The organism is Nautilia profundicola AmH, assembly GCF_000021725.1.
Lineage (GTDB): Bacteria > Campylobacterota > Campylobacteria > Campylobacterales > Nautiliaceae > Nautilia > Nautilia profundicola.
Window position 1 is genome coordinate 440868 of record NC_012115.1, and the last position, 21367, is coordinate 462234.

The following is a 21367-nucleotide window of genomic DNA, read 5'->3' on the forward strand; positions in this document are numbered from 1 at the left end:
CCCTTTTTTATACAATTATATCAAAATCATCTATTACAAAAAACCCTAAAACTGCGTTAATCATTGCAATTTTTGAAAATGAATTAAGATCTTTTACGTTTATATCAGCGGGTGTGATTTTGTTTTTTATTAAAAGCTCTTCCCTTTTTGTGCCTTTAAGAAGAGGGGTTTTAGGGGTGATCCACTTTTTACCGTCAAAAAAAGCGAGATTTGAGATTGTTGTGTCCGTTACAAGAGAGTCTTTGATTATTATTACTTCGTCAAAGCCTTCAGGCTTTAAACTGTTTAAATCTTTTCTGTCGGCATACTTATATGAATAGTCTATATCTGAATACACGACTTTAAACTTTTTAAATTCTCTTTTTTTCAGCTCAAAATATTCAATATTTTCTATATCTTCAGAATATGTGACCCTTACTCTTTTATTCGGTTTTATTTCAATGTAATCTTTTAAATCAAGCGGTTTTGAATTAAAAAAATCATATCTTGTTTTATTCATTCGCTTGTTGTGAAGATCTAAGTTTTCAATTATATCAGTTATTAAAACTGTTTCAATAAACCTCATTTTAACTCCATTGATTAAAATTTATACAATTATTTTTGATTTTAATATTTTAACTTGGTTATAATTATTTCAAATTTTTAAAAGGAGAGCAAATGACTGCAAAAGAATTCTTACAAGAATGTAGAGAAAAAGAGATTGAATTTATTGATTTTAGATTTACTGATATTAAAGGGGTATGGCATCACGTAACATATGATATCGATGCTATGGATGAAGAAGTACTTGCAAACGGAATTCCATTTGACGGTAGTTCAATTCCTGCATGGCAGCCGATTAACGAATCTGATATGATTTTAAAACCTGACTTTGAAATAGGAACTCACTTCGTAGATCCTTTCACAGCTGATCCAACAATGGTAGTATTCTGTGACGTTTACAACACTGACGGAACTCCGTATGAAAAATGTCCAAGAAGCATCGCTAAAAAAGCGCTTAAATATATGGATGAACTTGGGATCGGTGACGTTGCATATTTCGGACCTGAAAACGAATTTTTCGTATTTGACAACGTTGTAATCAGAGACGATATCAACTCTCAATGTTATGAAGTTGATTCAAGCGAAGGTGTATGGAACGATTACGCAGACTGGGGAGATGAACTAAACATCGGACACAGACCGAGAACTAAAGGCGGATACTTCCCTGTAGCTCCAACTGATACAATGGTTGATTTAAGAGCTGAAATGGTAAAAGTACTTAAAGAGGTAGGTCTTGAAACATTCGTTGTTCACCACGAAGTTGCTCAGGCTCAGGGTGAAATCGGTGTTAAATTCGGAACACTTGTAGAAGCTGCCGACAACGTTCAAAAACTTAAATACGTAGTAAAAATGGTAGCTCACCTAAACGGTAAAACAGCTACATTCATGCCAAAACCATTATACGGTGACAACGGTAACGGAATGCATACTCACCAGTCAATCTGGAAAGACGGTAAAAATATGTTCTACGATCCAAACGGATACGCAAACCTAAGCGATGTTGCTAAAAAATACATTGCAGGTGTATTTGCTCACGCTGATGCTGTAGCTGCATTTACAAACGCGTCAATGAACTCTTACAAAAGACTTCAGCCAGGATTTGAAGCTCCAAACATTTTAGCATACAGCGCTAAAAACAGAAGTGCAAGCTGTAGAATTCCGTTCGGTGCGGGTGAAAAATCTGTAAGAACTGAGTTCAGATTCCCTGATTCAACTGCAAACCCTTATTTAGCGTTTACTGTAATGCTACTTGCAGGGCTTGACGGAATTAAAAACAACCTTGAAATTTATGAAGCGGCTAAAGAACCGTTAAACGAAGATCTTTTCGAACTTACTCTTGATGAAATTAAAGAAAGAGGAATCAGAACGCTTCCTGCTACACTCAGAGAAGCTATTTATGCTGTTGAAGATGAATTAAAAGATCCAAACAGCTTCCTAAAACCTGTATTAACAGATGAATTTATCAAAACATACATCGATTACAAATACGAAACAGAAATTATCCCTGTTGAAGGAAGACCGCATCCGTATGAATTTATAACTTCATACTCTTGCTAATTTTTCAAAATTTTCTCCCCCTTTTTCTTTTTGTGATATAATAATCCGTTTAAAAGGGGGTTTTATGAAAATTTTAATTGTAGAAGATAGTGAAATCTACAGGAAACTCTTAAAAAAAAATATTGATAAATATCTTGTTTTTGCAAGATGCGATATTGTAAAAAACTTTGAAGAATTGAAAAAGTTACAAAACCTTCAAGAATACGATCTTTTTTTATGTGATTATTTGCTTCCGGACTCTATAAATGCTGAACATATTAAATATATTTTAAAGTTTTCTTCAAATATAATTGTTATGACTCAGTTTGAAAAAGAATTTATTAATTCTGATTTAGAAGAAAAAGTAATAGATTTTATCGTAAAAGATGATTTTCATACTATAGATTATCTGATAAGATTTATAAAACATTTATATAGAAACAGACAAGTTAAAGTTTTAATAGTGGACAAAGATAAAAATATTTTAGATTTAGAAAAACGTATATTAAATAAAATCAATATAAACGTCATCCAAGCACAAGACGGGTTAGAAGCGCTTGAAAAACTTAAAACAAACAGTATAGATTTGATTCTTACAGATTTAATTATGCCGAAAATGGACGGCCAAGAACTTCTTTTGGCTGTGCGTGAAAAATATAATATGACTGAACTACCTGTAATTGTGTTGTCTTCAGATACACAAACAGATAAATTTTTGAAAACTCTTAAATTGGGAGCAAATGATTTTTTAGGCAAACCTTTTTTAAAAGAAGAGCTGATATTAAGGGTTAATAATTTATTAGAGATTTGTGAAAATATAAAAAAAGTAAAAAGGCAGCTTCAAATTGATCCTTTGACCGGTGCTTATAATAGGATGTTTTTAGAAGGTAGTTTGGAAAATATTTTTAATATAAATGAAAAGAAATCTATCGTAATGATTGATATTGATCATTTTAAAAAAATAAATGATACATATGGACATCAAATAGGTGATGAAATTTTGATACATTTCGTAAACACCATTAAAAACACAATAAGAAAATCGGACTTGCTTATTAGATACGGAGGAGAAGAGTTTATGCTTTATATGCCCGATACTACAAAAGAAGAAGCTATGATTGTAATGTATAAGATAAGAAAAAACCTCAGACCTTGTAATGGTATAAAATATTCTTTCTCCGCCGGAATAGCAGATGAAGGCGAAACACTTGCGGAAATGGTAAAAATTGCCGATAGAAGGCTTTATAAAGCAAAATATGAAGGAAGAAATAAAATAATAGCTAATTAGGTATATATACTTTTTTTATCAATTCATCATATTCGTCTTTAATATTACTGTCTATTGTAATTCCTCCTCCGCTTTTATAGATGTAGTTGTAAACTTGTGAAGTGGATAAGTGGTGAAGTTGTGAAGGTGTGTTGTTAGGATTTTCTATGTATCTTATTATTACGGCACTGTCAAGAAAGGTTTTTTCATCGGTAATACCGAATATTCCCGTATAAAAACCTCTTTCATAATTCTCCGCTTTTTTTATTATTTCTACGGTTTTTTTCTTTGGAGTTCCCGTAATTGAACCGGCAGGAAGCATCTGTTTTATAAGTTCAAGCCAGTTATAGTGCCAATTGTTGGGAAGGGTTGCTTCTATTTCACTGCTTACTTGCAGCAGTTCTTTGTCACCTGCTTTAATTTTATCAATAAATCGGAATTTGTTTACTTTTACGTTGTATCCTATAATTCCCAAATCGTTTCTTAAAAGATCCACCACCATCGTATGTTCGGCCATTTCTTTAATGTTTGAAAGTATTTTTTCTTTCGCATTTGGGATTGAAGCGTCGATTGTCCCTTTCATTGGATATGTGGATATTTTGTTGTTTTGTATTTTGACAAACCTCTCAGGGGAAAAGCAGACGAACTTGTTTTTGAAATAGAGCTTAAACTGTGCGTTTGATGATGAAAAAATTTCTAACAAGTCGCAGTTTGTTTCGATCTTTGTAGGGAATGTTAAATTTAAAAGGTATGTGTTTCCTTTTTTTATTTCTTCGATAATAAATTCAAACGCATTTTGATATCGCTTAAAAGGTATTGGCTTTTTATTTAATATTTTACATTTTTTATTGTTTTTAAAATTATGATTGGAAAAAGAAGGAAAAGAAAAATATACTTCTTTTAATTTATCAACTTCCTCAATATAACTGTTTCCGTCAAAATCGATTAAAAAGAACTTTAAATTTTTTATCATATGTTATTTCGAATCACCTAAAAGATGTTTTAATATTGCCATTCTGACAGCTACACCGTTTTTTACCTGTTCTAAAACGAGACATCTTTCATCATCCATTATTTCATCGTCAAGGTCAATGTTTCTATGTACAGGACCGGGATGCATAACAAAAATATCTTTGTTTCCTATTAATTTTTTGGTAACTTTGAAGTTTTGCGCGTAATCCTGAAGTGAAGAAAAAGTCGGATTTTTATGTCTTTCAGTCTGGGTTCTCAGACTTATTACGGCATCTGCAAAATCTATGGCTTCTTTTAGACTGTTTGTAGTAGGGAAATGAGTTTGAGGTAAAAACTGAGGAGGCCCTACAAGCAGTACTTTTGCTCCGAATCTTGTAAAAAGTTCAATATCGCTGTTTGCAACACGTGAGTTTCTTATATCTCCGATAATGGCTATTTTTTTACCTTCTAAACTGCCCCATTTCTGCATAAGTGTAAAAAGATCTAAAAGCCCCTGCGTAGGGTGCTGATGTGCCCCGTCTCCTGCGTTTATAATAGAGCATTTTACGTATTTTGAAAGAATTTTAGGCACTCCCGCACGGTTGTGTCTTACAATGATTGCGTCAGGTCCCATTGCGTCAAGGTTTGCAGCCGTGTCAAAAAGCGTTTCGCCTTTGCTGGTCGAACTTCTTGCAACATCAAGATTGACAACGTCGGCTCCCAGTCTTTTAGCCGCTATTTCAAAACTGCTTCTTGTTCTTGTGGAGTTTTCGAAAAATATATTGATAATAAGTTTTCCGTTTAAGTCGTCTCTTTTTTTAAAATCCAAGAAATTTTTTGCGTATGAGAAGATTTGTAATATCTCTTCTTTACTTAAATCCGCAGTATGGGTTAAATGTTTTGACATTTAATTCCTTTTTTGTATAATTTTACTATATTTCAAAAAAAAAGGAGAAAAAATGGGATTCGGAACAATCTTAGCGGCTTCATTTATTACAACATTTGCTTTCATAGGGTTAGTATATTACTTCATGATGAATGCAGGAGCTGAAGCTTAATTTTTAAGCTTTAAATAAACTCTTAAAGGTGGAGGATAGCCTTCCACTGTTTTCGTTAAATCTTCATTTAAGAAATTGTTTAAACTTTCGCCTTCTATCCAGTCTGTTTTGCGTTGTTCTTCTAAATCTGTATAACGCTTTCCTATAAATTTAACGTCTTTAAATTTAGCTTTTTCTATCCAATTGTAAAGCGCTTTTAATGTAGGTATAAAATATACGTTTTTCATTTTTTGATATCTGACAGGGCATAGGGCTATTTCTTCATCACCTTCAATTATTAACGTATCAAGAATAACTTCTCCCCCAGGGTTTAATCCTGCTTTTAATTCTTTAAGCATAGTTATCGGGTCGGGTCTGTGGTAAAGAACACCAAGGCAGAAGATTGTATCGAATTTTTTATCGTAAAAAGGTATATGCTCGACTCCAAGGAGTTTGTATTCGATATCGCTTTTAATAAAATTGTTTATAAATTCGAATTGCAGGTTGAAAAGTGCACTCGGATCGAATCCCGTAATGCTTTTCGGATTCATTTCAAGCATTCTGAACATATAATACCCGTTGTTACATCCTACGTCTAAAACATCTTTGTTTTCAAGATTTATGTGAGGTTTGATTATATTCCATTTGATAAAACTTCTCCATTCAGTGTCTATAAAGAGGTCGTTTATTTTAAAAGGGCCTTTTCTCCATGGTTTTAGCATTTTAGCTATTTGTTCTATTTCTTTTAATTTTTCTTTATTTTCATCAAGAGTTATTTCTATTATGTCATTTAATTTGACATTTTTAACATTTAATTGTTTATTTTCTATTTGCCATTGAACAATTTTTTCATAGATTGGTTTTATGTTTTTCCATTCAAACCATTTTTGACGCTCTTTTAAAACTTTGTTTATATCCATTTTCTCCCTTTATTTCCTTCACCACTTACCAATTTCACTACTTATCCATTTATTTATCAGTTACAGTCCAGACAAACAGGCGGCAGTTCTTTTTTGTCTTTTTTAGAATCGAAATTATACACGTTATTGTCACATTTTTCATGATATACGCCGTAATAATCATAATATTCATGACATTCAGGATAATATTTAAGTGAAACGCCTTTTTTATTAACACAACCGATAAAAAAAAGTGGTATGATAATTAATAAGAATTTTAAATATTTCATAAAAGGCCTTTTTGTTAAATTATATCTAAAAAGTAGTTAAGTGGTGAAGTGGATAAGTTGTGAAGTTGTGAAGGAAAGAAGTTAAGAAAAGAAAAAGATAAAAAGGAAAAAGATGAAAGAAGTATTGGATATTTTTAAAAAAATTACAAAAATACCTCACTGCAGCGGTAATACCGAGGAACTTAAAAATTTTATTATTGAGTGGGTTAACAAAAGCGGATATCAATATAAAATTGATAAGGCAGGAAATATTTTAGCTTATAAAAACGAACCTGTTTTGGCATTTCAGAGTCACTATGACATGGTGTGCGTAGGTAAGGCTCCCAATATAAAAATAATAGAAGAAAACGGATGGCTTAGAGCCGAAAACTCATCTTTGGGTGCTGATAACGGAATAGGTGTAGCGATTATGCTTTATTTAATGCAAAAATATGACAATTTGGAATTTTTGTTTACAAATGATGAGGAAATAGGTCTTATCGGTGCTTTTAATCTGGAGCTTGATATTAAAAGCAAATATCTTTTAAACCTCGACAGTGAAGATGAAAATATATATATCGGATGTGCGGGAGGCGTTGATGTAAAAGTTGAGTATCCTATAGAATACGAAAAATTTACAGGATTTTGTGCGGATGTTAAAATTGAAAATCTTCCGGGAGGTCACAGTGGTGTTGATATAGATAAGGATATTCCGAATGCTATAGTGGAACTGATCGGCAGAGTAAAAAATATATGTTCTATTAAAGGAGGGGAGAGAAGAAATTCTATTCCAGCCAATGCTTATGCAAAAGTTAATTTTGCAAGTGAAAAAGGAAAAGAAGTTAAAATAATCGCAAAAGATTATCTTGAGTTTTTAAAAAAACTGCCTCACGGTGTGCTTGAATACGATTTTGAGTTTCAGGTTGTCAGTAAATCTGTAAATTTTGCAATGGTGGATAATGAAAATATTATTTTAAGTCTTCGCGCCAATTCAAATGAAAAACTGTATGAAGTTAAAGAATATATAAAACAAAAATGTGCGGGAGCCAAGACAGAGTTTGAAGGGGAATATCCTGCATGGAAGCCCGAAGTGAGCGAACTTGCAAAAATTTTAAAAGAAATTATGAATACCGAGTATAAAGTTATACACGCAGGTCTTGAGTGTGCGGTATTGAAAAACAAATTTCCGAATGTATCCATGGCTTCGATAGGTCCGGTGATAGAAAATCCGCATTCCGTAAACGAAAGGGTAAAAATCGATTCTGTAAAAAAAATATTTTTTGCAATAATAGAGCTAATAGAAAGGATGAATAATGAGTGAGAAACTGTTTAAAGGGGTTTTGAATTTTAAAAAAGAGGATTTTGAAGCACACAAAGATCTTTTTCAGGAATTAAAAGAGGGTCAGCAGCCACACACATTTTATGTAGGCTGCAGTGATAGCAGAATTGTTCCGAATTTAATTACAAAAACAATGCCGGGGGAAGTGTTTGTAGTAAGAAATATTGCAAATATAGTACCGCCTTTTGAAATAAACGACGGAACGTATAAATGTACTGCTTCGATTCTTGAATACGCGGTAAAATATCTTGAAGTTGAAAATATACTTGTTTGCGGACATAGCAACTGCGGCGGATTAAAAGCGCTTTTTTATCCTGCTGAAAAACTTGAAAAACTGCCTATGGTTAAAAAATGGCTTGAAATAATTGACGATGTAAAAAAAGCGGTGATTCATATACAGGATCCAAAACTCAGAGAGTGGGAAGTGGAACAGTTAAATGTTGTGAAACAGCTTGATAATCTAATGACATATCCGTTTGTAAAAGAAAGAGTACAAGAGGGTAAACTGAATCTGATAGGATGGTATTACATTATAGAAACGGGCGAAGTGTATAATTACAATAAAGAAAAAAATATTTTTGAGCTAATCAATTAAAGCAGATAAGTAGTTTACCTACCCAACCAGCCATATGTGAAGTGGCAAAGAAAATTAAAATTTTTCTAATCTTCACAACTTCATAACTTACTTATGGATTTTTTCTAAAATAGTTTTCGATTCCTTCCGCTATTCCTTTGGCGAGCAGTCTCTGATATTTTGATGTAAACAGTCTTGATGATTCTATTGGATTTGTTAAATATCCCGTTTCTATTAATATTGCAGGCATTTGTGTTCCTACAAGAACCCAAAAAGGTGCAGGTCTTACGCCGTTATCCCTTACATAATTGTATTTTGTTTTAAGGGAGCTTAGCATTCCTTGTTGTATGTCGATAGCGAGTTTGTTGGAATCTATCATTCTGTCTCTGTTGAGAAAATTAAGAATTACTCTTTGATCCAAGTAATTGAGCCCTTTAATTTCTTTATTTTCGAGTCTTGCCACGGCTATGGCTCTTTCGTTTCTTGTCGGAGAAAGAAAATATGTTTCTATTCCGTGAATCCTGCGGTTGTGTTTTGGTGCTATATTGCAGTGTATGGATATAAACAAGTCAGCCTTTTTTAGGTTTGCGAAATGAGTTCTTTTTTTAAGGGGGATAAAATAATCGCTGTTTCTTGTCAAATAAACGGTATAACCTTTTTTTGTTAAATAATTTTTCAGATATTTTGAAATTTGTAAAACCGCTATTTTTTCATATCTGTTTTTAATGCCGACTCCACCTGCGTCTTTACCTCCGTGTCCCGGGTCGATTACGATTACTTTGCTTTTCGGTTTGTAGGCTTTTGGTTTTTGAGCCAATACACTTTTTATTGTGTGTTTTTTCGGTGAGTTTACCGTGATGGTTAAAATATGATTTTTTAGTGTATATCTTATGGTGAATTTGTTTTTTGAATAATATACGATTCTGACTGTTTTTTTATTAAACTGTGCTATTTTTAAATATATTCCGTTATTTAATTTTTTGGATATGGCTTTATGTATAATGGCATTAGGTAGGTCTATGATTTTTTTATAAATTTTGGTTTTTATTGTAAAAAACCTGATGTTGTTATTTGGGATTTTCAGTTTTAAAGGATTGTAAGAATATATTTTTATATATTTTGAAAATTTTTCATGTTTATTTGACGGTGTTATATCCGGTTTGGCTTTTGAAGTGTTTATTTTAGTTTTCAGTTTTTGTTTTTTTGTAAGTTTGGAAAGTTTTTGTTTATAATCGGAGACGTTAAACTTTAAAAACTCTCCACATTCAACAAGACCTTTTAATGCTTTTATTTCATTTTGTTTATCGTTGTCTAATATTGCCGAAATATATTGTTGCTGAAATTTATAATAATCCTTGTAAGCCGAGTTTATTGATGATTTATTACAAACTGAAGCAAATAAGAAAGAAGCGAAAAGTAATAAAATAAATTTTTTCATTACTCTCCGATCAGCTCTTTCATTAGTTCTTCAACACTTAGGAGTTTATCCGCTTTGTAAGCGTAAGCACCGCTGAAATAAAGTCCGAGTTCCTCATCACCCAAATAAGCGTCCGCTAATCTGTCTGCGATACAGTATCCCACTTTTCTTGCCTCTTCGCCTCTGTTACAAGGGAAAACACAGTTTGAGATACATTTAATAACAGGTCCTTCTCTTTTTTCTACTTTTTCTATGAGTTTTGTTCTGATTCCTCTGGCCGGATATCCTACAGGTGATTTCATAAGTACGATATCCTCTTTTTTTGCATTAAGAAGAATTTGTTTAAACTCATCACTTGCATCACATTCATGTGTTAGTGCGAATCTTGTTCCGAGCTGTACTCCGTCGGCTCCAAGTTCCATAAATTTAACGATATCTTCATGGCTCCATATACCACCTGCGGCGATTACAGGAATGTTCGGATCCCATTTGTCAACTTCGGCTCTTACATCAGGAATAAGATGTTCAAGCTGATTTTCTTCTTTTAGACAGTCTTCGTATTTAAAGCCTTGATGACCACCGCTTAAAGGACCTTCAACAATTACGGCATCCGGGATTCTACCGTATCTTTTTTCCCATCTTTTAGCGATTAGTTTAAAAGCTCTTCCGGTTGATACGATAGGCACAAGTGCCACATCAGGGAAGTCTTTTGTATATTCCGGCATATCCATTGGAAGTCCGGCACCAGTAATAATTATATCAACTCCCGCTTCACATGCGTCTTTTACCACTCTTCCGTAATCGTTAATAGCATATAACACGTTACATCCAAGCGGTGCGTCGCTGCAAATTTTTCTCGCGTTTTCAACTATTTTAAAAAGTGCGTCACGGTTGTAAAATTCACTCTCTAAAAGAGGTCTTCCTTCAACAAGTTTTTTTGCATATTTCTTATCTTCGTAATAACCTGTTCCAACTGCACTGATTACACCGAGTCCTCCGTGTTTACTTACACTTCCGGCAAGTCTGTCCCAGCTTATGCCAAGGCCCATACCACCTTGTATAATAGGGTGTTTGATTGTATGTTTACCTATTTTTAGAGGTTTCATTATTTTACCTTTACTTTTGCGAATTTTCTTTTTCCGATTTGAAGAATATACTCTTCACCGCTTTTTAATATTAGATTTTGATCATCAATTTTTTCCTGGTTTATTCTCACCGCTCCGCCTTTAATATGGCGTCTTGCTTCCGATTTGCTTGATGCAAGTTTAGTGTTTACGAGAGCATCCACTATATTTTGTTCGTCAAGTTCAAATTCTGGAATATCATCAGGAATCTGACCTTGTTTATGAACTTTATCGAAATGCTCTTTTGCTTTTATTCCGGCACCTTCGCCGTGGAATCTGTCGACTATTTCAATTGCAAGAGCTTCTTTAGCTATTTTAGGGTTCATTCCCTCTTTTACTTTTTGTTTAAGCTCTTCGATTTCTTTTAAAGACTTTTCGCTTAGAAGTTCATACCAGTCCCACATAAGTTCATCTGAAATTGAAAGTACTTTTGCAAAAATAGTATTCGGATCTTCCGTAATACCTATATAGTTCCCGAGTGATTTACTCATTTTATTAATTCCGTCAAGACCCACTAAAAGTGGCATCATAATAACGCTTTGTTCTTTTCCGACGTTGTATGTTTTTTGAAGTTGTCTTCCCATTAGAAGATTGAATTTCTGGTCAGTTCCGCCAATTTCTATATCGCTTTTCAGTGCAACGCTGTCATATCCTTGAAGCAGCGGATAAATAAACTCACTAATTGCGATAGGTGTTTGGCTTTTGAATCTTTTTTCAAAATCGTCACGTTCGAGCATTCTTGCCACTGTATAAGTTGTTGTAAGTTCTACAATCCCTGCAGCTCCGAGCGCGTTTAACCATTTTGAGTTAAATACCACTTCAGTATTTTCCCTGTCTAAAATTTTAAATACCTGTTCTTTATATGTTTCTGCGTTTTTGGCTACTTCATCGGGCGTTAACATTTTTCTTGTAGCGCTTTTACCGCTCGGATCACCTATTTGAGCCGTAAAATCACCTATAAGAAACTGTACTGTCGCACCGTATTTTTGAAATGTTTTAAGCTTTTGCAGCAATACCGTGTGACCTAAATGCAAATCCGGTGCGGTAGGGTCAAATCCCGCTTTGATTGTAAATCTCTCACCCGTTTGAAGATATTTGTTTATAAGGTTTTCGATATATTCCATTCCGATAATTTCACTGCTTCCTCTTTGGATTTCAGCCATTGCCTCTTCAAGTTTAGGATGTTTTTCCATACTCAGTTCTCCATTTTCAGTTTTCAGTTTTTTATTATCCATTATACGCGTCCTTTGCCGATATGAATTCTATAATATGATATTCATTTGCTATTTTTTGTTTTATATTATCGAAAAGTTTAGAATCAAATTCTATTTCAAGTTTGCAGTTGTTTGATTCTTTACCGAGATTGATAGAATGGATAAATACACCGAGTCTGCTTAGGAAACTGACGAATTTTGCAAGTTCGCCTTTTTTATTTTGCAGGGTTACAACTAAAAAGTATCTGTTTTGAGTGTTTCTTATCCATTCTACAAAAACGGCTTTGTCGATTTTCTTTTCGGCATTATTACAAAATCTGTGGTGAATTTCAACTTCTTTTTTCTTCAGAAGGCCTAAAATTTTATCTCCGAATTTCGGATGACAGCAGTAATTAAAACTGATATCGCTAATCTGTTTGTTTGTCAGAATACGTATGTTTCCGAATTCAAACTCTTTTAGGTTTATGTTTTTAAAATATAAAATATTTCTTTTTCTCATTGTTTTATAAAGTCTTTTGACAACGTCTTTTAAGAAATTTTTATCTTCTACGATTTTACTGATTGAGTCACACAGGTAATTGGCTTTAATCAAGGCTTTTAATTTAATTTCGTCTATATCGAAGATGCCTTTTAGTATAGCGATTGCCAGACGTCTGTTTATCTCTTTTTCTTTTTGTCGGCAGAGTTTTTTCTGTTCGTATTTCGCTTTACTTGTTTTAAGTGATTCAATCCAGCTACATCTCGGAATTACTTCGTTGCCTGTGACGATTCTTACAATGTCTCCCGTTTTTAGCGTGGTGAGTAATGTGGCTTTTTCTTTATTAATATATGCGCCAATTGCTTTATTTCCGATATCGGTATGAATCATATATGCAAAATCAAGTGCCGTTGCTCCCCTTGGAAGGGTGAAAGTGTCGAATTTTGGAGAATACACTACAATATCTTCGCTAAACAGGTCGTTTTTGGCGAGTTCGTAAAAATCTTCAATATCTTCTTCAAATTTCATATCTTCCAGCCATTTGATATTCGGAAGGGCGGTATTTAGTTTATATTTCCAGTGTGCGGCGATTCCGAATTCCGCGTTTTTATCCATATCAAACGTTCTTATCTGTACTTCAATAATAGAGTTTCCGTCATAAACCGTGGTATGAAGTGTTTGGTATCCGTTTTCTTTAGGAATGGCGATATAATCTTTAAACCTTGAAATTAAAGGTCTGAAATTAAGATGAACGACACCTAATGTTTCATAACATTCAATAGGTTCGTTTACTATTATTCTGACAGCCAAAAGATCTAAAATTTCCTCAATGGAAATGCCTTTTCTTTGCATTTTAAGAAATATGGAATAATAATGTTTTATCCTGCTTTTGACTTCAAAATCTTTAAGCCCTTCTTTTAACAGAAGTTTTTGTATTTTTTGAGTGAATTCGTTTAGTCTGAGTCTGAACTCTTCTTTGTGTTTTTTAAGATATTCGTCTATTTTTTTATACTCATCAGGAAGCAGATATTTAAAAGCAAGGTCTTCAAGACAGTTTTTGAGTGTGGAAATACCGAGTCTGTGGGCAATCGGTGTATATACCACAAGTGTTTCCTCGGCAATACGTTTTTGTTTGTGAGGCGGAAGGGCGTCAAGGGTTAGCATATTGTGAAGCCTGTCGCAAAGCTTAATAACAAGCACCCTTATATCCTGGATAGAGGCAAGAAGCATTTTTCTAAACGTCATTGCCGATTTTGTAAGTTTTTCATTTGAAGTTGAAGGTATAAGGGAGCTTTGTCTAATTTCTACTATTTTGGTCAGCCCTTCTACAAGGTTTGCCACGTTTTCACCGAATTTGTCTTTTATATAATAAATTGTATAGTTCGTATCTTCTACAATATCGTGTAAAATAGCCGCGGTTATTACATCTTCGTCGTCGTTAAAATAACTTGTAATGGCGGCTACGAGTATCGGATGAATAACATAATCTTCACCGCTTTTTCTTTTTTGTCCGCTATGGGCTTTAATTGCGAATTCTATAGCTTCGTTTATAAGGGGTGTGTTGATTCTGTGAAGCAGAAGCCTTATGGCTTCGTCGGTAGTTTTAATATGTTTTATTTTTTCGATTAAATGAAGGAAATCTTCTCTCAAACTTCTTTAACCTTTACTAAACCTTCGGCAATTTCAAGTGTTGCTATTTCAGTAAGCTGCATATTCGGTTTTGGAAGCTCGATTAAAGGTTTTGCTCCGTTAATCAGTTCATTTACTCTTTTAGCTATTGCCTGGCTCAAAAGATATCTGTCGTAGTTTACTTTTTCAAGTGCTCTTGCGTTAATCTGTTCTATTCTCATAATTCTCCTTTTATTTTACTATTGAATATTTTGCATCAGGATCGTTTTTTAATATTTTTAACAAATTGCCTTTTTTAAACATATTGCAAACGATAATCGGCAGTTTGTTTTCTCTGGCAAGTGCAATTGCCGTATCGTCCATAACTTTTATGTTGTCTTTAAGTGCGTCTTCATAACTTATTTCTTTTAAAAGCTTGGCGTCTTCGTATTTTGCCGGATCTTTATCGTATATCCCGTCAACTTTTGTCGCTTTGATAATAGCGCTCGCTCCGATTTCACTGGCTCTTAAAACACCCGCGGTATCGGTTGTGAAAAACGGGTTTCCGGTACCGGCCGCAAATATTACGACTCTTCCTTTTTCAAGATGTCTGATTGCACGTCTTACAATAAAGTTCTCTGCAATCTCTTCCATTTTAATAGCGCTTTGAACTCTTACACCTACACCGTCGTTTTCTAAGGCTTCCTGCATTGCTACGGCGTTTATAACCGTTGCAAGCATTCCCATATAATCACCTGAAGTTCTTTTTATTATACCGTCTTTAGCGGCGCTAACTCCTCTGATGAAATTTCCTCCGCCTATAACTATAGCTACTTCAAAGCCCTCTTTTATTACCGATTTGATTTCATCGGCAAGAAATTTTAATATTTTTGTATTAATTCCAAAGCCGTCATCTCCGGCTAAAGCTTCACCTGAAAACTTGATTAAAATTCTTTTTGGATCTCTTTTCATTGAAGGCCTTTTTAAAACGGTATTATATCATAAGAATGGAGAATTTAGAATGGAAAACTCAGAGTGAAATGAAAAATATAAATGCTTATAATCATACATCAAAACAATACCAATTTTTAATAAATCGAACTTAATAACCGTAACAACTTAAAAACCTTAATAACTTCACTAACGAATATTATTTGCTATAATTTTTAAAAAAGGAAATGATTGGTAAAGAGATTTATTTCTGATAAAAACGAAAGAGTTGATAAATTTTTGAGTCAAAAACTTAACGTGTCAAGAAATCAGATAGAACAGCTTATAAAAAATTCGCTTGTAAGCGTAAATTCTAAGACAATAAAAAAAGGCGGAGTGAAACTTCAGGCGGGGGATACTGTTGATGTGGAAATAAAAGAGGCCGAATCTTCAAAAGAAGATTATGAGGTGAATTTTGATATTCCCGTACTTTATGAAGATGAAGACGTTTTAGTGATAAACAAACCTCCCGGAATTGTAGTGCATCCGGCACCGTCGGTAAAAGAGGCCACTCTTGTTGACTGGCTTAAAACCAAAAACTACAGACTTTCCACAATAGCCGGGGAGGAGAGATTCGGAATTGTTCACAGAATAGACAAAGAGACAAGCGGAGCATTGATAATAGCCAAAAACAACAAAGCCCATGAGTTTTTAAGCGCACAGCTAAAAGATAAAACAATGGGCAGATATTATATAATGCTTTTAAACGAACCTTTAAAAGAGGCGGTATGTGTGGACAAACCTATTGCAAGAAACCCTAAAAACCGTCTGAAAATGGCATATGTAAAAAACGGTCGTGAGGCCAAAACACTTTTTGTGCCGGTATATGAAAATGTAGCGGCGGCAAAGCTTTTTACCGGAAGAACACATCAGATACGTGTCCATCTTTCGACAATAGGAAGATATATTTTAGGGGATACGCTCTACGGTAAAAAAGAACAAAAGCTTCCGCGGGTAATGCTTCACGCTAAGGAGCTTTATTTTATTCACCCAAGCGGTAAAAAACTTAGTATAATTGCACCAATGTTTGATGATTTCAAAAAAAACCTTCCTAAAGGATTCAATTATGAAGAAACTGACACTATTTCTGATATTTTTACTTCTTATCACGGGTTGTGCGGTAAATAATAAACCTGCTCCAAAATCTAATCCGAATCTGCCTAAAGTTGAAAATTTTAGCGCATATCCGGACAGAAATGCAATTGCCCTTAAGTGGAGTCCGGTTGCTTCAATGAGCGGTTATTACATTCAAAAATTCAATAATAAAACCCATAAATGGGAGATGCTAACTACGGTTACTAATCCGTTTCAAACTCTTTATGTGGATACAAACCTGAAGCCGTCTACAACTTATACGTATAGAATCGCAACTTTTAATAAATCAAAAGTGCCGTCTCTTGCAAAAGAAATTACACAAAAAACGCTTCCGAGCGTAGCTCCTGTGATACCTCTTGAAGTAAAGCCGCTGCAAAAAGGAATGGTGAAAATAATTTTCAGACCGCATCCTAACGAAAGAGTTGAAGGATATATCATCCAAAGATTTAACGACCAAAGTGCCAAATGGGAAGAACTTGCAAATTTAACACCGAGATATAATGTTGAATATATAGATAAAAACCTGCAAGATGGAAAAATATATAAATACAGAATAATCGCATATACTTTCGACGGATTAAAATCCCAGCCGTCACAAGTTATTTCTGTTTCTACATATCCTAAGCCTCCTGTAATCGAAAATATTCAAGCCACAAACAATCTTCCTAAAAAAATCGTTTTAACATGGTCGCCGGTACCTAACGCCAAATATTATAAAGTTTATACAAAAAGTTTTTTGGGGCTTACATACACTCCTATAGCAAAAACAAAACAGACTACTTATACCGATGTCGTTAATAAAGACGGTGTTACCAAATATTATAAGGTAACAGCCGTAAGTATTCATGATACCGAATCATTACTTGATAAAACACCTGAAGTTATGGGACAGACACTTGCAGCTCCCGCTAAACCGTTAGTGTCTACAAACATTAAACCCGACGGAGTTGAATTTATCCTTTCAAGTCCGGACGACAGGGCTGTGAAATATTTAATTGTGAAAAAAGAGGGTAATTTATTTAATGCAAAAGAATATAAATATATTGTTCACGGAAATAAGTTTTTTGATAATAAACTTCAGCATAAACATACATATAATTACAAAATATACGCAGTTGACAAATACGGGCTTATCTCTAAAGCAAACAGTGTGGAGGTAGATTTTTAATGCCGCATATAGTTGTAGATAAAGTAAAAGATGTTAAATTTCCTGTAAAAGTTGACGAAGTAAATTTTTTATTCAGGGCTGATGATTTAATCGGTGTACAAACGGAAAATGCAAAATTTTTAATAAAAGTTTTAAAAAAAGACAATGGTTACCTTGTAAAATACGACAAAATAACAAGACCGCTGATTAGTGAGATTAAAAAAGCGTATAAAGCTTTTGTAAAATTAAACGAAGCCAAGATTTTATTTGAAAATATCGAGGGGATCAAAGAAAAAATACCTAATAAAAACCTGCTTGACATTACATCGGATTTAAGCGGCATTGATATAGTTGAGGTTGGGTTTGGAAGCGGACGCCATTTAATTCATCTGGCAAAAACATATCCTGATAAAATAATATTAGGAATTGAAATACACAAACCTTCAATCGAACAGGTGCTAAAAAGATGTATCCATGAAAATATAGACAATATAAGAATCATCAATCACGACGCAAGAATAATTCTTAGTAAAATTCCTTCAAACAGACTTCATTCCATATATGTGCACTTTCCCGTTCCGTGGGATAAAAAGCCGCACAGGAGGGTGATTAACGAAGATTTTATAAGTGAATCTGTAAGAGTGCTTCAAAAAGACGGGTTTTTGCATTTAAGAACGGACAGTGACAACTATTTTGAATATTCTTTTTCCGAATTTATGAAATTCCCTAAGGTTGATCTGAAAGTTAAAAAAAATATTCCTTATGAAGTATCAAGTAAATATGAAGACAGATGGAAAAAAATGCAAAAAGATATCTATGATATTTATATGATCAATCATGAAATCAGTGAAGAGTTGAATGAGAATTTTGATTTCAGTTTTGAGTGCAGGCTTGAAAATTTGGATTTCGAGCCTAAAATATACGAAAACTTCGTAATACATATTGAAAAAATATTTAAAATTGACGATAAAAGGGAGCTTATTAGAGCTACAATAGGTAATTTCAACAGACCGGAACATATATATATATTAAATCAGGAAAAACCGGAATATTTTAAAAAACCGGCTCCTATAAAAGAGAATTATCTGGCGCATATGAAACTAAAAGGGTTGTTTAATGGGTGTACTGGTAGAGGCTAAAAGTTTATATGTAGGATATAAAAACGAGCCGATAATAAGAAATGCGAATTTTAAAATTTATACAAAGGATTTTGTTTTTTTAACGGGTGTCAGCGGAAGCGGAAAAACTACTATCATTAAATCCCTTTACGGTGAAGTTCCCGTTCTTAAAGGGTCTTTAAATGTTGGAGGAATAGAGTTAAACAAAATCAGAAAATCAAAGCTTTCTTATCTTAGAAAATATTTAGGCGTTGTATTTCAGGATTACAAACTGATTCCGGAATGGACAATACTCAAAAACGTAATGCTTCCGATGTTAATTGCCGGAATAGACAAAAAAACGGCGGAAGAGGAAGCTATGAAACTTTTGAATAAAGTAAAACTTTCCCATAAATTAGATAAGTTCCCTGCGGAACTGAGCGGAGGTGAACAGCAGCGTGCCGCAATCGCCAGGGCGATTATTCACGATCCTGTGATGATTTTAGCGGATGAGCCGATTTCCGGGCTTGATGAATATTCCGCTAATCTTGTAATGGAGCTGTTTATTATGGCAAACAGGGAAAAAGATATAACCATTATGATAGCCTCTCACTCCCTACCTCAGACGTTTAATATAAACTATAGACAAATTCATCTTGAAAAAGGGCAGGTTTATGAACTCTCTTAAAAGCCATGCGGCATTGATTTTAGCACTTATATCCATACTTATAAGTATTTTTTTGTTTAGACTCTTTAATAATGTGTTGCACCAATATCAGCAAAATATTTTAAATAACTACTCAATTGTGATAGTGAGTGAAAAAGAAATTAACCATTTGGATATAAAAGAGATAGGAAAAATTGAAAAAATAGATATTTCCAAACAGTTAAATTCAATGAAAAGAAAATTTAAAAACTTGAATTTAGCGTCAATAAAAATGCCTTATTTTTACAAACTTAAATTAAAGACTCTGCCGTCTCCTCAAAAATTAAACGAAATCGAACAGACACTTAAAAGTTACCCTTATATAAAAAGAGTACTGACATACCGTTCGTCTCAGACTAAAATATACAATCTTTTGATGCTTTTAAAAATCACAAGTAACCTTTTTATGATAATAATCGCCGTACTTGGATTTTTACTGATAATTAAACAGCTTGAAGTATGGAAACTGGAACACAACGAAAGAATGTATATAATGGAACTGTTCGGGGCTCCTTTTTGGTTTAGGGGAGCGGCACTTTTTAAAATAGCTTTTATAGATTCGATAATAGCGCTTTTAAGTACGTTCGCAATAATTTTTTATATGCAAAATTCCATTATGTATAAAACCATTCTTAAAGATTTGAATATATCTCTTAATATGAATATGCAGCAGGAATTTTTAATACTTCTGATTGTAAGTTTTTCAATTTCATTACTTTCATCCGCAGTAGTTGTTATTGGAAGGAACAAATGAAAAAACTTATTTTGATATTTTGTTTTATATTCGCATATTCAGCAACTATCACATCAACAAAAAAAGAGTTGAAGAGTACTTCTTATAAGATAGCAAGAATGAATCAAAAACTTGATTCTCTTGCAAAAGAAATTATAAAAAAGCAAAATCAGATTAATCTTTTAAAACAGAAAGAAAACAAAATCCAGCAGCAGATCATAAAGCTTGAAAACGAACTTAAAAACTCAAATAAGACATTAAATGAGCTTACGGATCTCGCAAAAGGTTTAAACAGAAATAAAGAGGAGATTAAATCGGAAGTAATTAAATTTATCTCTCAAAATTATTATCTTAACACTAAACAGATAGATTCTTTAAACGACTTAATATACAGCGAGATTAACGAAAAAGCCCTTGAAGTGTATTCGAAGCAGATTTCGGCACTATTGTCAAAATACAAAAGAATAGACAAAAACCTTAATATTACCAATAATAAAATCAAAACAATAAAAGAAAAAAAACAGACTCTGATAAAAAAAAGAGAAGAACTTGCAAAACTGAAAAAAGAGAGAATCAAAGAACTTGCTTCGCTTAAAAAACAGAAAGAAAACTACAAAAGAAAACTTCTTGCTATGATAAAAAAACAGCAGAGCCTGAGAAAAAAACTTCAAGAACTTAAAATTGTTAAAAAAAGAGCTCCTGAAATAAAAGTAAAAAAAGTAGGCTCAGCCTATTACAAACCTAAAACCGCGGTGTACAGAGGTAGAAAAACAATTCCTCCTGTATACGGCAGGGTTGTTAAAAGATTCGGCTCTTATATTGATCCTATATACAAAATTAAAATCTACAACGATTCTATAACGATTAAAACAAAACCGAATTCCGTAGTTCGTTCGATTATGAACGGAAAAGTGGTGTATATCGGCAATAACGGAGATAAAAAGGTTGTGTTTATAAAACATTCTGGGAATCTGTTCAGTATTTACGCAAACCTCAGTAAAATTTCACCGCTTCTTAAAAAAGGCAGCTATGTTAAAAGAGGACAGATAATCGCACGTGTAAAAGATGCGCTTGAATTTGAAGTAACATATAAAGATAAGCCTATCAATCCGTTAAAAGTAATCAATCTCAGATAAAACGCTATAAAACAATGAAAAATGGAAAATGTTACAATGGAAAATTAAAAATTGCCACTTGATAATTAAGATAATGCCGGACTCAGGAAGAACTAAGTGTCAAATATATAAATACACTAATTACTAATATATCAATAACTAATTTACAAAAGTTAACTTCAAAACATAACTAACTTCTAACTAACCTTAAAAACCTTAACAACTCTA

Annotated in this window: 21 protein-coding genes; 10 read left to right on the plus strand and 11 right to left on the minus strand. The window is 33.3% G+C overall.

Features of this window, described 5'->3' with window-relative positions; genetic code table 11:
* Positions 1-7: 7 nt before the first annotated feature.
* Positions 8-565 (minus strand): aminotransferase class IV, encoded by a 558-nt coding sequence (locus tag NAMH_RS02485; protein WP_015902599.1) that lies wholly within the window; start codon positions 563-565, stop codon positions 8-10.
* A gap of 92 nt (positions 566-657) precedes the next feature.
* Between NAMH_RS02485 and glnA the strand changes: the two genes are divergently transcribed.
* Together glnA and NAMH_RS02495 are read left to right on the plus strand one after the other, a co-directional pair.
* A complete protein-coding gene (gene glnA, locus NAMH_RS02490) occupies positions 658-2100 on the plus strand; it encodes a type I glutamate--ammonia ligase (protein WP_012663545.1) in 1443 nt (480 codons plus the stop codon).
* 64 nt (positions 2101-2164) lie between these two features.
* Positions 2165-3367 carry a GGDEF domain-containing response regulator gene (locus tag NAMH_RS02495; RefSeq protein ID WP_015902764.1) on the plus strand — a complete coding sequence of 401 codons (1203 nt, stop codon included), beginning with the start codon at positions 2165-2167 and terminating at the stop codon, positions 3365-3367.
* Here NAMH_RS02495 and NAMH_RS02500 read toward each other — a convergent pair.
* From NAMH_RS02500 to NAMH_RS02515, 4 genes are all read right to left on the minus strand, one after another.
* Positions 3360-4319, minus strand: coding sequence for an aminodeoxychorismate synthase component I (locus NAMH_RS02500; RefSeq protein ID WP_015902009.1), 960 nt, complete (start codon positions 4317-4319; stop codon positions 3360-3362). The two genes, NAMH_RS02495 and NAMH_RS02500, sit on opposite strands and share 8 nt — an antisense overlap.
* Positions 4320-4322: 3 nt before the next feature.
* Positions 4323-5204: an aspartate carbamoyltransferase catalytic subunit gene (locus NAMH_RS02505; RefSeq protein WP_012663916.1), complete on the minus strand. Its 882-nt coding sequence runs from the start codon at positions 5202-5204 to the stop codon at positions 4323-4325.
* A 147-nt stretch (positions 5205-5351) separates the two neighbouring features.
* A complete protein-coding gene (gene cmoB / locus NAMH_RS02510; protein WP_015902585.1) occupies positions 5352-6254 on the minus strand; it encodes a tRNA 5-methoxyuridine(34)/uridine 5-oxyacetic acid(34) synthase CmoB in 903 nt (300 codons plus the stop codon).
* A 56-nt stretch (positions 6255-6310) separates the two neighbouring features.
* Positions 6311-6523, minus strand: coding sequence for a hypothetical protein (locus tag NAMH_RS02515; protein ID WP_012663713.1), 213 nt, complete (start codon positions 6521-6523; stop codon positions 6311-6313).
* Positions 6524-6635: 112 nt separating this feature from the next.
* Between NAMH_RS02515 and NAMH_RS02520 the strand changes: the two genes are divergently transcribed.
* Both NAMH_RS02520 and NAMH_RS02525 read left to right on the plus strand, forming a co-directional pair.
* The gene (locus NAMH_RS02520; protein WP_015902347.1) at positions 6636-7823 is read left to right on the plus strand and encodes a M20/M25/M40 family metallo-hydrolase; all 1188 of its coding nucleotides are present in this window, start codon (positions 6636-6638) and stop codon (positions 7821-7823) included.
* Complete coding sequence (locus tag NAMH_RS02525) at positions 7816-8436, plus strand: carbonic anhydrase (RefSeq protein WP_012663481.1); 621 nt, start codon at positions 7816-7818, stop codon at positions 8434-8436. The genes NAMH_RS02520 and NAMH_RS02525 overlap by 8 nt, the downstream gene beginning before the upstream one ends.
* A gap of 91 nt (positions 8437-8527) precedes the next feature.
* On the opposite strand, the gene NAMH_RS02530 is transcribed toward NAMH_RS02525, so the two are convergent.
* The 6 genes from NAMH_RS02530 to pyrH are packed head-to-tail and all read right to left on the minus strand — an operon-like array spanning position 8528 to position 15228.
* Complete coding sequence (locus NAMH_RS02530) at positions 8528-9853, minus strand: N-acetylmuramoyl-L-alanine amidase family protein (RefSeq protein WP_015902010.1); 1326 nt, start codon at positions 9851-9853, stop codon at positions 8528-8530.
* Complete coding sequence (locus NAMH_RS02535) at positions 9853-10938, minus strand: NAD(P)H-dependent flavin oxidoreductase (RefSeq protein ID WP_012663805.1); 1086 nt, start codon at positions 10936-10938, stop codon at positions 9853-9855. Before NAMH_RS02535 ends, NAMH_RS02530 begins: the two co-directional genes overlap by 1 nt.
* A complete protein-coding gene (gene tyrS / locus NAMH_RS02540; RefSeq protein WP_015902272.1) occupies positions 10938-12191 on the minus strand; it encodes a tyrosine--tRNA ligase in 1254 nt (417 codons plus the stop codon). Before tyrS ends, NAMH_RS02535 begins: the two co-directional genes overlap by 1 nt.
* Positions 12184-14298: a RelA/SpoT family protein gene (locus NAMH_RS02545; RefSeq protein ID WP_012663834.1), complete on the minus strand. Its 2115-nt coding sequence runs from the start codon at positions 14296-14298 to the stop codon at positions 12184-12186. The genes tyrS and NAMH_RS02545 overlap by 8 nt, the downstream gene beginning before the upstream one ends.
* On the minus strand, positions 14295-14498 hold the full coding sequence (locus NAMH_RS02550; RefSeq protein WP_015902105.1) for a DNA-directed RNA polymerase subunit omega: 204 nt from the start codon (positions 14496-14498) through the stop codon (positions 14295-14297). The genes NAMH_RS02545 and NAMH_RS02550 overlap by 4 nt, the downstream gene beginning before the upstream one ends.
* A gap of 10 nt (positions 14499-14508) precedes the next feature.
* Positions 14509-15228, minus strand: coding sequence for a UMP kinase (gene pyrH / locus NAMH_RS02555; protein WP_012663607.1), 720 nt, complete (start codon positions 15226-15228; stop codon positions 14509-14511).
* A gap of 210 nt (positions 15229-15438) precedes the next feature.
* Between pyrH and NAMH_RS02560 the strand changes: the two genes are divergently transcribed.
* Genes NAMH_RS02560 through NAMH_RS02585 form a run of 6 tightly spaced genes read left to right on the plus strand, consistent with a single transcriptional unit; the run spans position 15439 to position 21160 of the window.
* Positions 15439-16374 carry an RluA family pseudouridine synthase gene (locus NAMH_RS02560; protein WP_012663919.1) on the plus strand — a complete coding sequence of 312 codons (936 nt, stop codon included), beginning with the start codon at positions 15439-15441 and terminating at the stop codon, positions 16372-16374.
* Positions 16313-17509, plus strand: coding sequence for a hypothetical protein (locus NAMH_RS02565; protein ID WP_015902833.1), 1197 nt, complete (start codon positions 16313-16315; stop codon positions 17507-17509). The genes NAMH_RS02560 and NAMH_RS02565 overlap by 62 nt, the downstream gene beginning before the upstream one ends.
* Positions 17509-18627 carry a tRNA (guanosine(46)-N7)-methyltransferase TrmB gene (gene trmB, locus NAMH_RS02570; protein ID WP_012663669.1) on the plus strand — a complete coding sequence of 373 codons (1119 nt, stop codon included), beginning with the start codon at positions 17509-17511 and terminating at the stop codon, positions 18625-18627. Before NAMH_RS02565 ends, trmB begins: the two co-directional genes overlap by 1 nt.
* Entirely contained in the window at positions 18605-19273 is a 669-nt protein-coding gene (locus tag NAMH_RS02575) for a cell division ATP-binding protein FtsE (protein WP_015902608.1), read from the plus strand. The genes trmB and NAMH_RS02575 overlap by 23 nt, the downstream gene beginning before the upstream one ends.
* Positions 19260-20045: a hypothetical protein gene (locus NAMH_RS02580; protein WP_012663820.1), complete on the plus strand. Its 786-nt coding sequence runs from the start codon at positions 19260-19262 to the stop codon at positions 20043-20045. The genes NAMH_RS02575 and NAMH_RS02580 overlap by 14 nt, the downstream gene beginning before the upstream one ends.
* Positions 20042-21160 (plus strand): murein hydrolase activator EnvC family protein, encoded by a 1119-nt coding sequence (locus NAMH_RS02585; RefSeq protein WP_015902529.1) that lies wholly within the window; start codon positions 20042-20044, stop codon positions 21158-21160. The genes NAMH_RS02580 and NAMH_RS02585 overlap by 4 nt, the downstream gene beginning before the upstream one ends.
* Positions 21161-21367: the final 207 nt, after the last annotated feature.

Bases quoted from the DNA above. Each gene is read 5' to 3' on its own strand.
- NAMH_RS02550 (WP_015902105.1), bottom strand. From the start codon at position 14,498: ATGAGAATAGAACAGATTAACGCAAGAGCACTTGAAAAAGTAAACTAC.
- NAMH_RS02500 (WP_015902009.1), bottom strand. From the start codon at position 4,319: ATGATAAAAAATTTAAAGTTCTTTTTAATCGATTTTGACGGAAACAGT.
- NAMH_RS02520 (WP_015902347.1), top strand. From the start codon at position 6,636: ATGAAAGAAGTATTGGATATTTTTAAAAAAATTACAAAAATACCTCAC.
- NAMH_RS02525 (WP_012663481.1), top strand. From the start codon at position 7,816: ATGAGTGAGAAACTGTTTAAAGGGGTTTTGAATTTTAAAAAAGAGGAT.
- NAMH_RS02485 (WP_015902599.1), bottom strand. From the start codon at position 565: ATGAGGTTTATTGAAACAGTTTTAATAACTGATATAATTGAAAACTTA.
- NAMH_RS02530 (WP_015902010.1), bottom strand. From the start codon at position 9,853: ATGAAAAAATTTATTTTATTACTTTTCGCTTCTTTCTTATTTGCTTCA.
- NAMH_RS02580 (WP_012663820.1), top strand. From the start codon at position 19,260: ATGAACTCTCTTAAAAGCCATGCGGCATTGATTTTAGCACTTATATCC.
- NAMH_RS02495 (WP_015902764.1), top strand. From the start codon at position 2,165: ATGAAAATTTTAATTGTAGAAGATAGTGAAATCTACAGGAAACTCTTA.
- NAMH_RS02565 (WP_015902833.1), top strand. From the start codon at position 16,313: ATGAAGAAACTGACACTATTTCTGATATTTTTACTTCTTATCACGGGT.
- NAMH_RS02575 (WP_015902608.1), top strand. From the start codon at position 18,605: ATGGGTGTACTGGTAGAGGCTAAAAGTTTATATGTAGGATATAAAAAC.
- NAMH_RS02505 (WP_012663916.1), bottom strand. From the start codon at position 5,204: ATGTCAAAACATTTAACCCATACTGCGGATTTAAGTAAAGAAGAGATA.
- NAMH_RS02515 (WP_012663713.1), bottom strand. From the start codon at position 6,523: ATGAAATATTTAAAATTCTTATTAATTATCATACCACTTTTTTTTATC.
- trmB (WP_012663669.1), top strand. From the start codon at position 17,509: ATGCCGCATATAGTTGTAGATAAAGTAAAAGATGTTAAATTTCCTGTA.
- cmoB (WP_015902585.1), bottom strand. From the start codon at position 6,254: ATGGATATAAACAAAGTTTTAAAAGAGCGTCAAAAATGGTTTGAATGG.
- NAMH_RS02585 (WP_015902529.1), top strand. From the start codon at position 20,042: ATGAAAAAACTTATTTTGATATTTTGTTTTATATTCGCATATTCAGCA.
- tyrS (WP_015902272.1), bottom strand. From the start codon at position 12,191: ATGGATAATAAAAAACTGAAAACTGAAAATGGAGAACTGAGTATGGAA.
- pyrH (WP_012663607.1), bottom strand. From the start codon at position 15,228: ATGAAAAGAGATCCAAAAAGAATTTTAATCAAGTTTTCAGGTGAAGCT.
- glnA (WP_012663545.1), top strand. From the start codon at position 658: ATGACTGCAAAAGAATTCTTACAAGAATGTAGAGAAAAAGAGATTGAA.
- NAMH_RS02535 (WP_012663805.1), bottom strand. From the start codon at position 10,938: ATGAAACCTCTAAAAATAGGTAAACATACAATCAAACACCCTATTATA.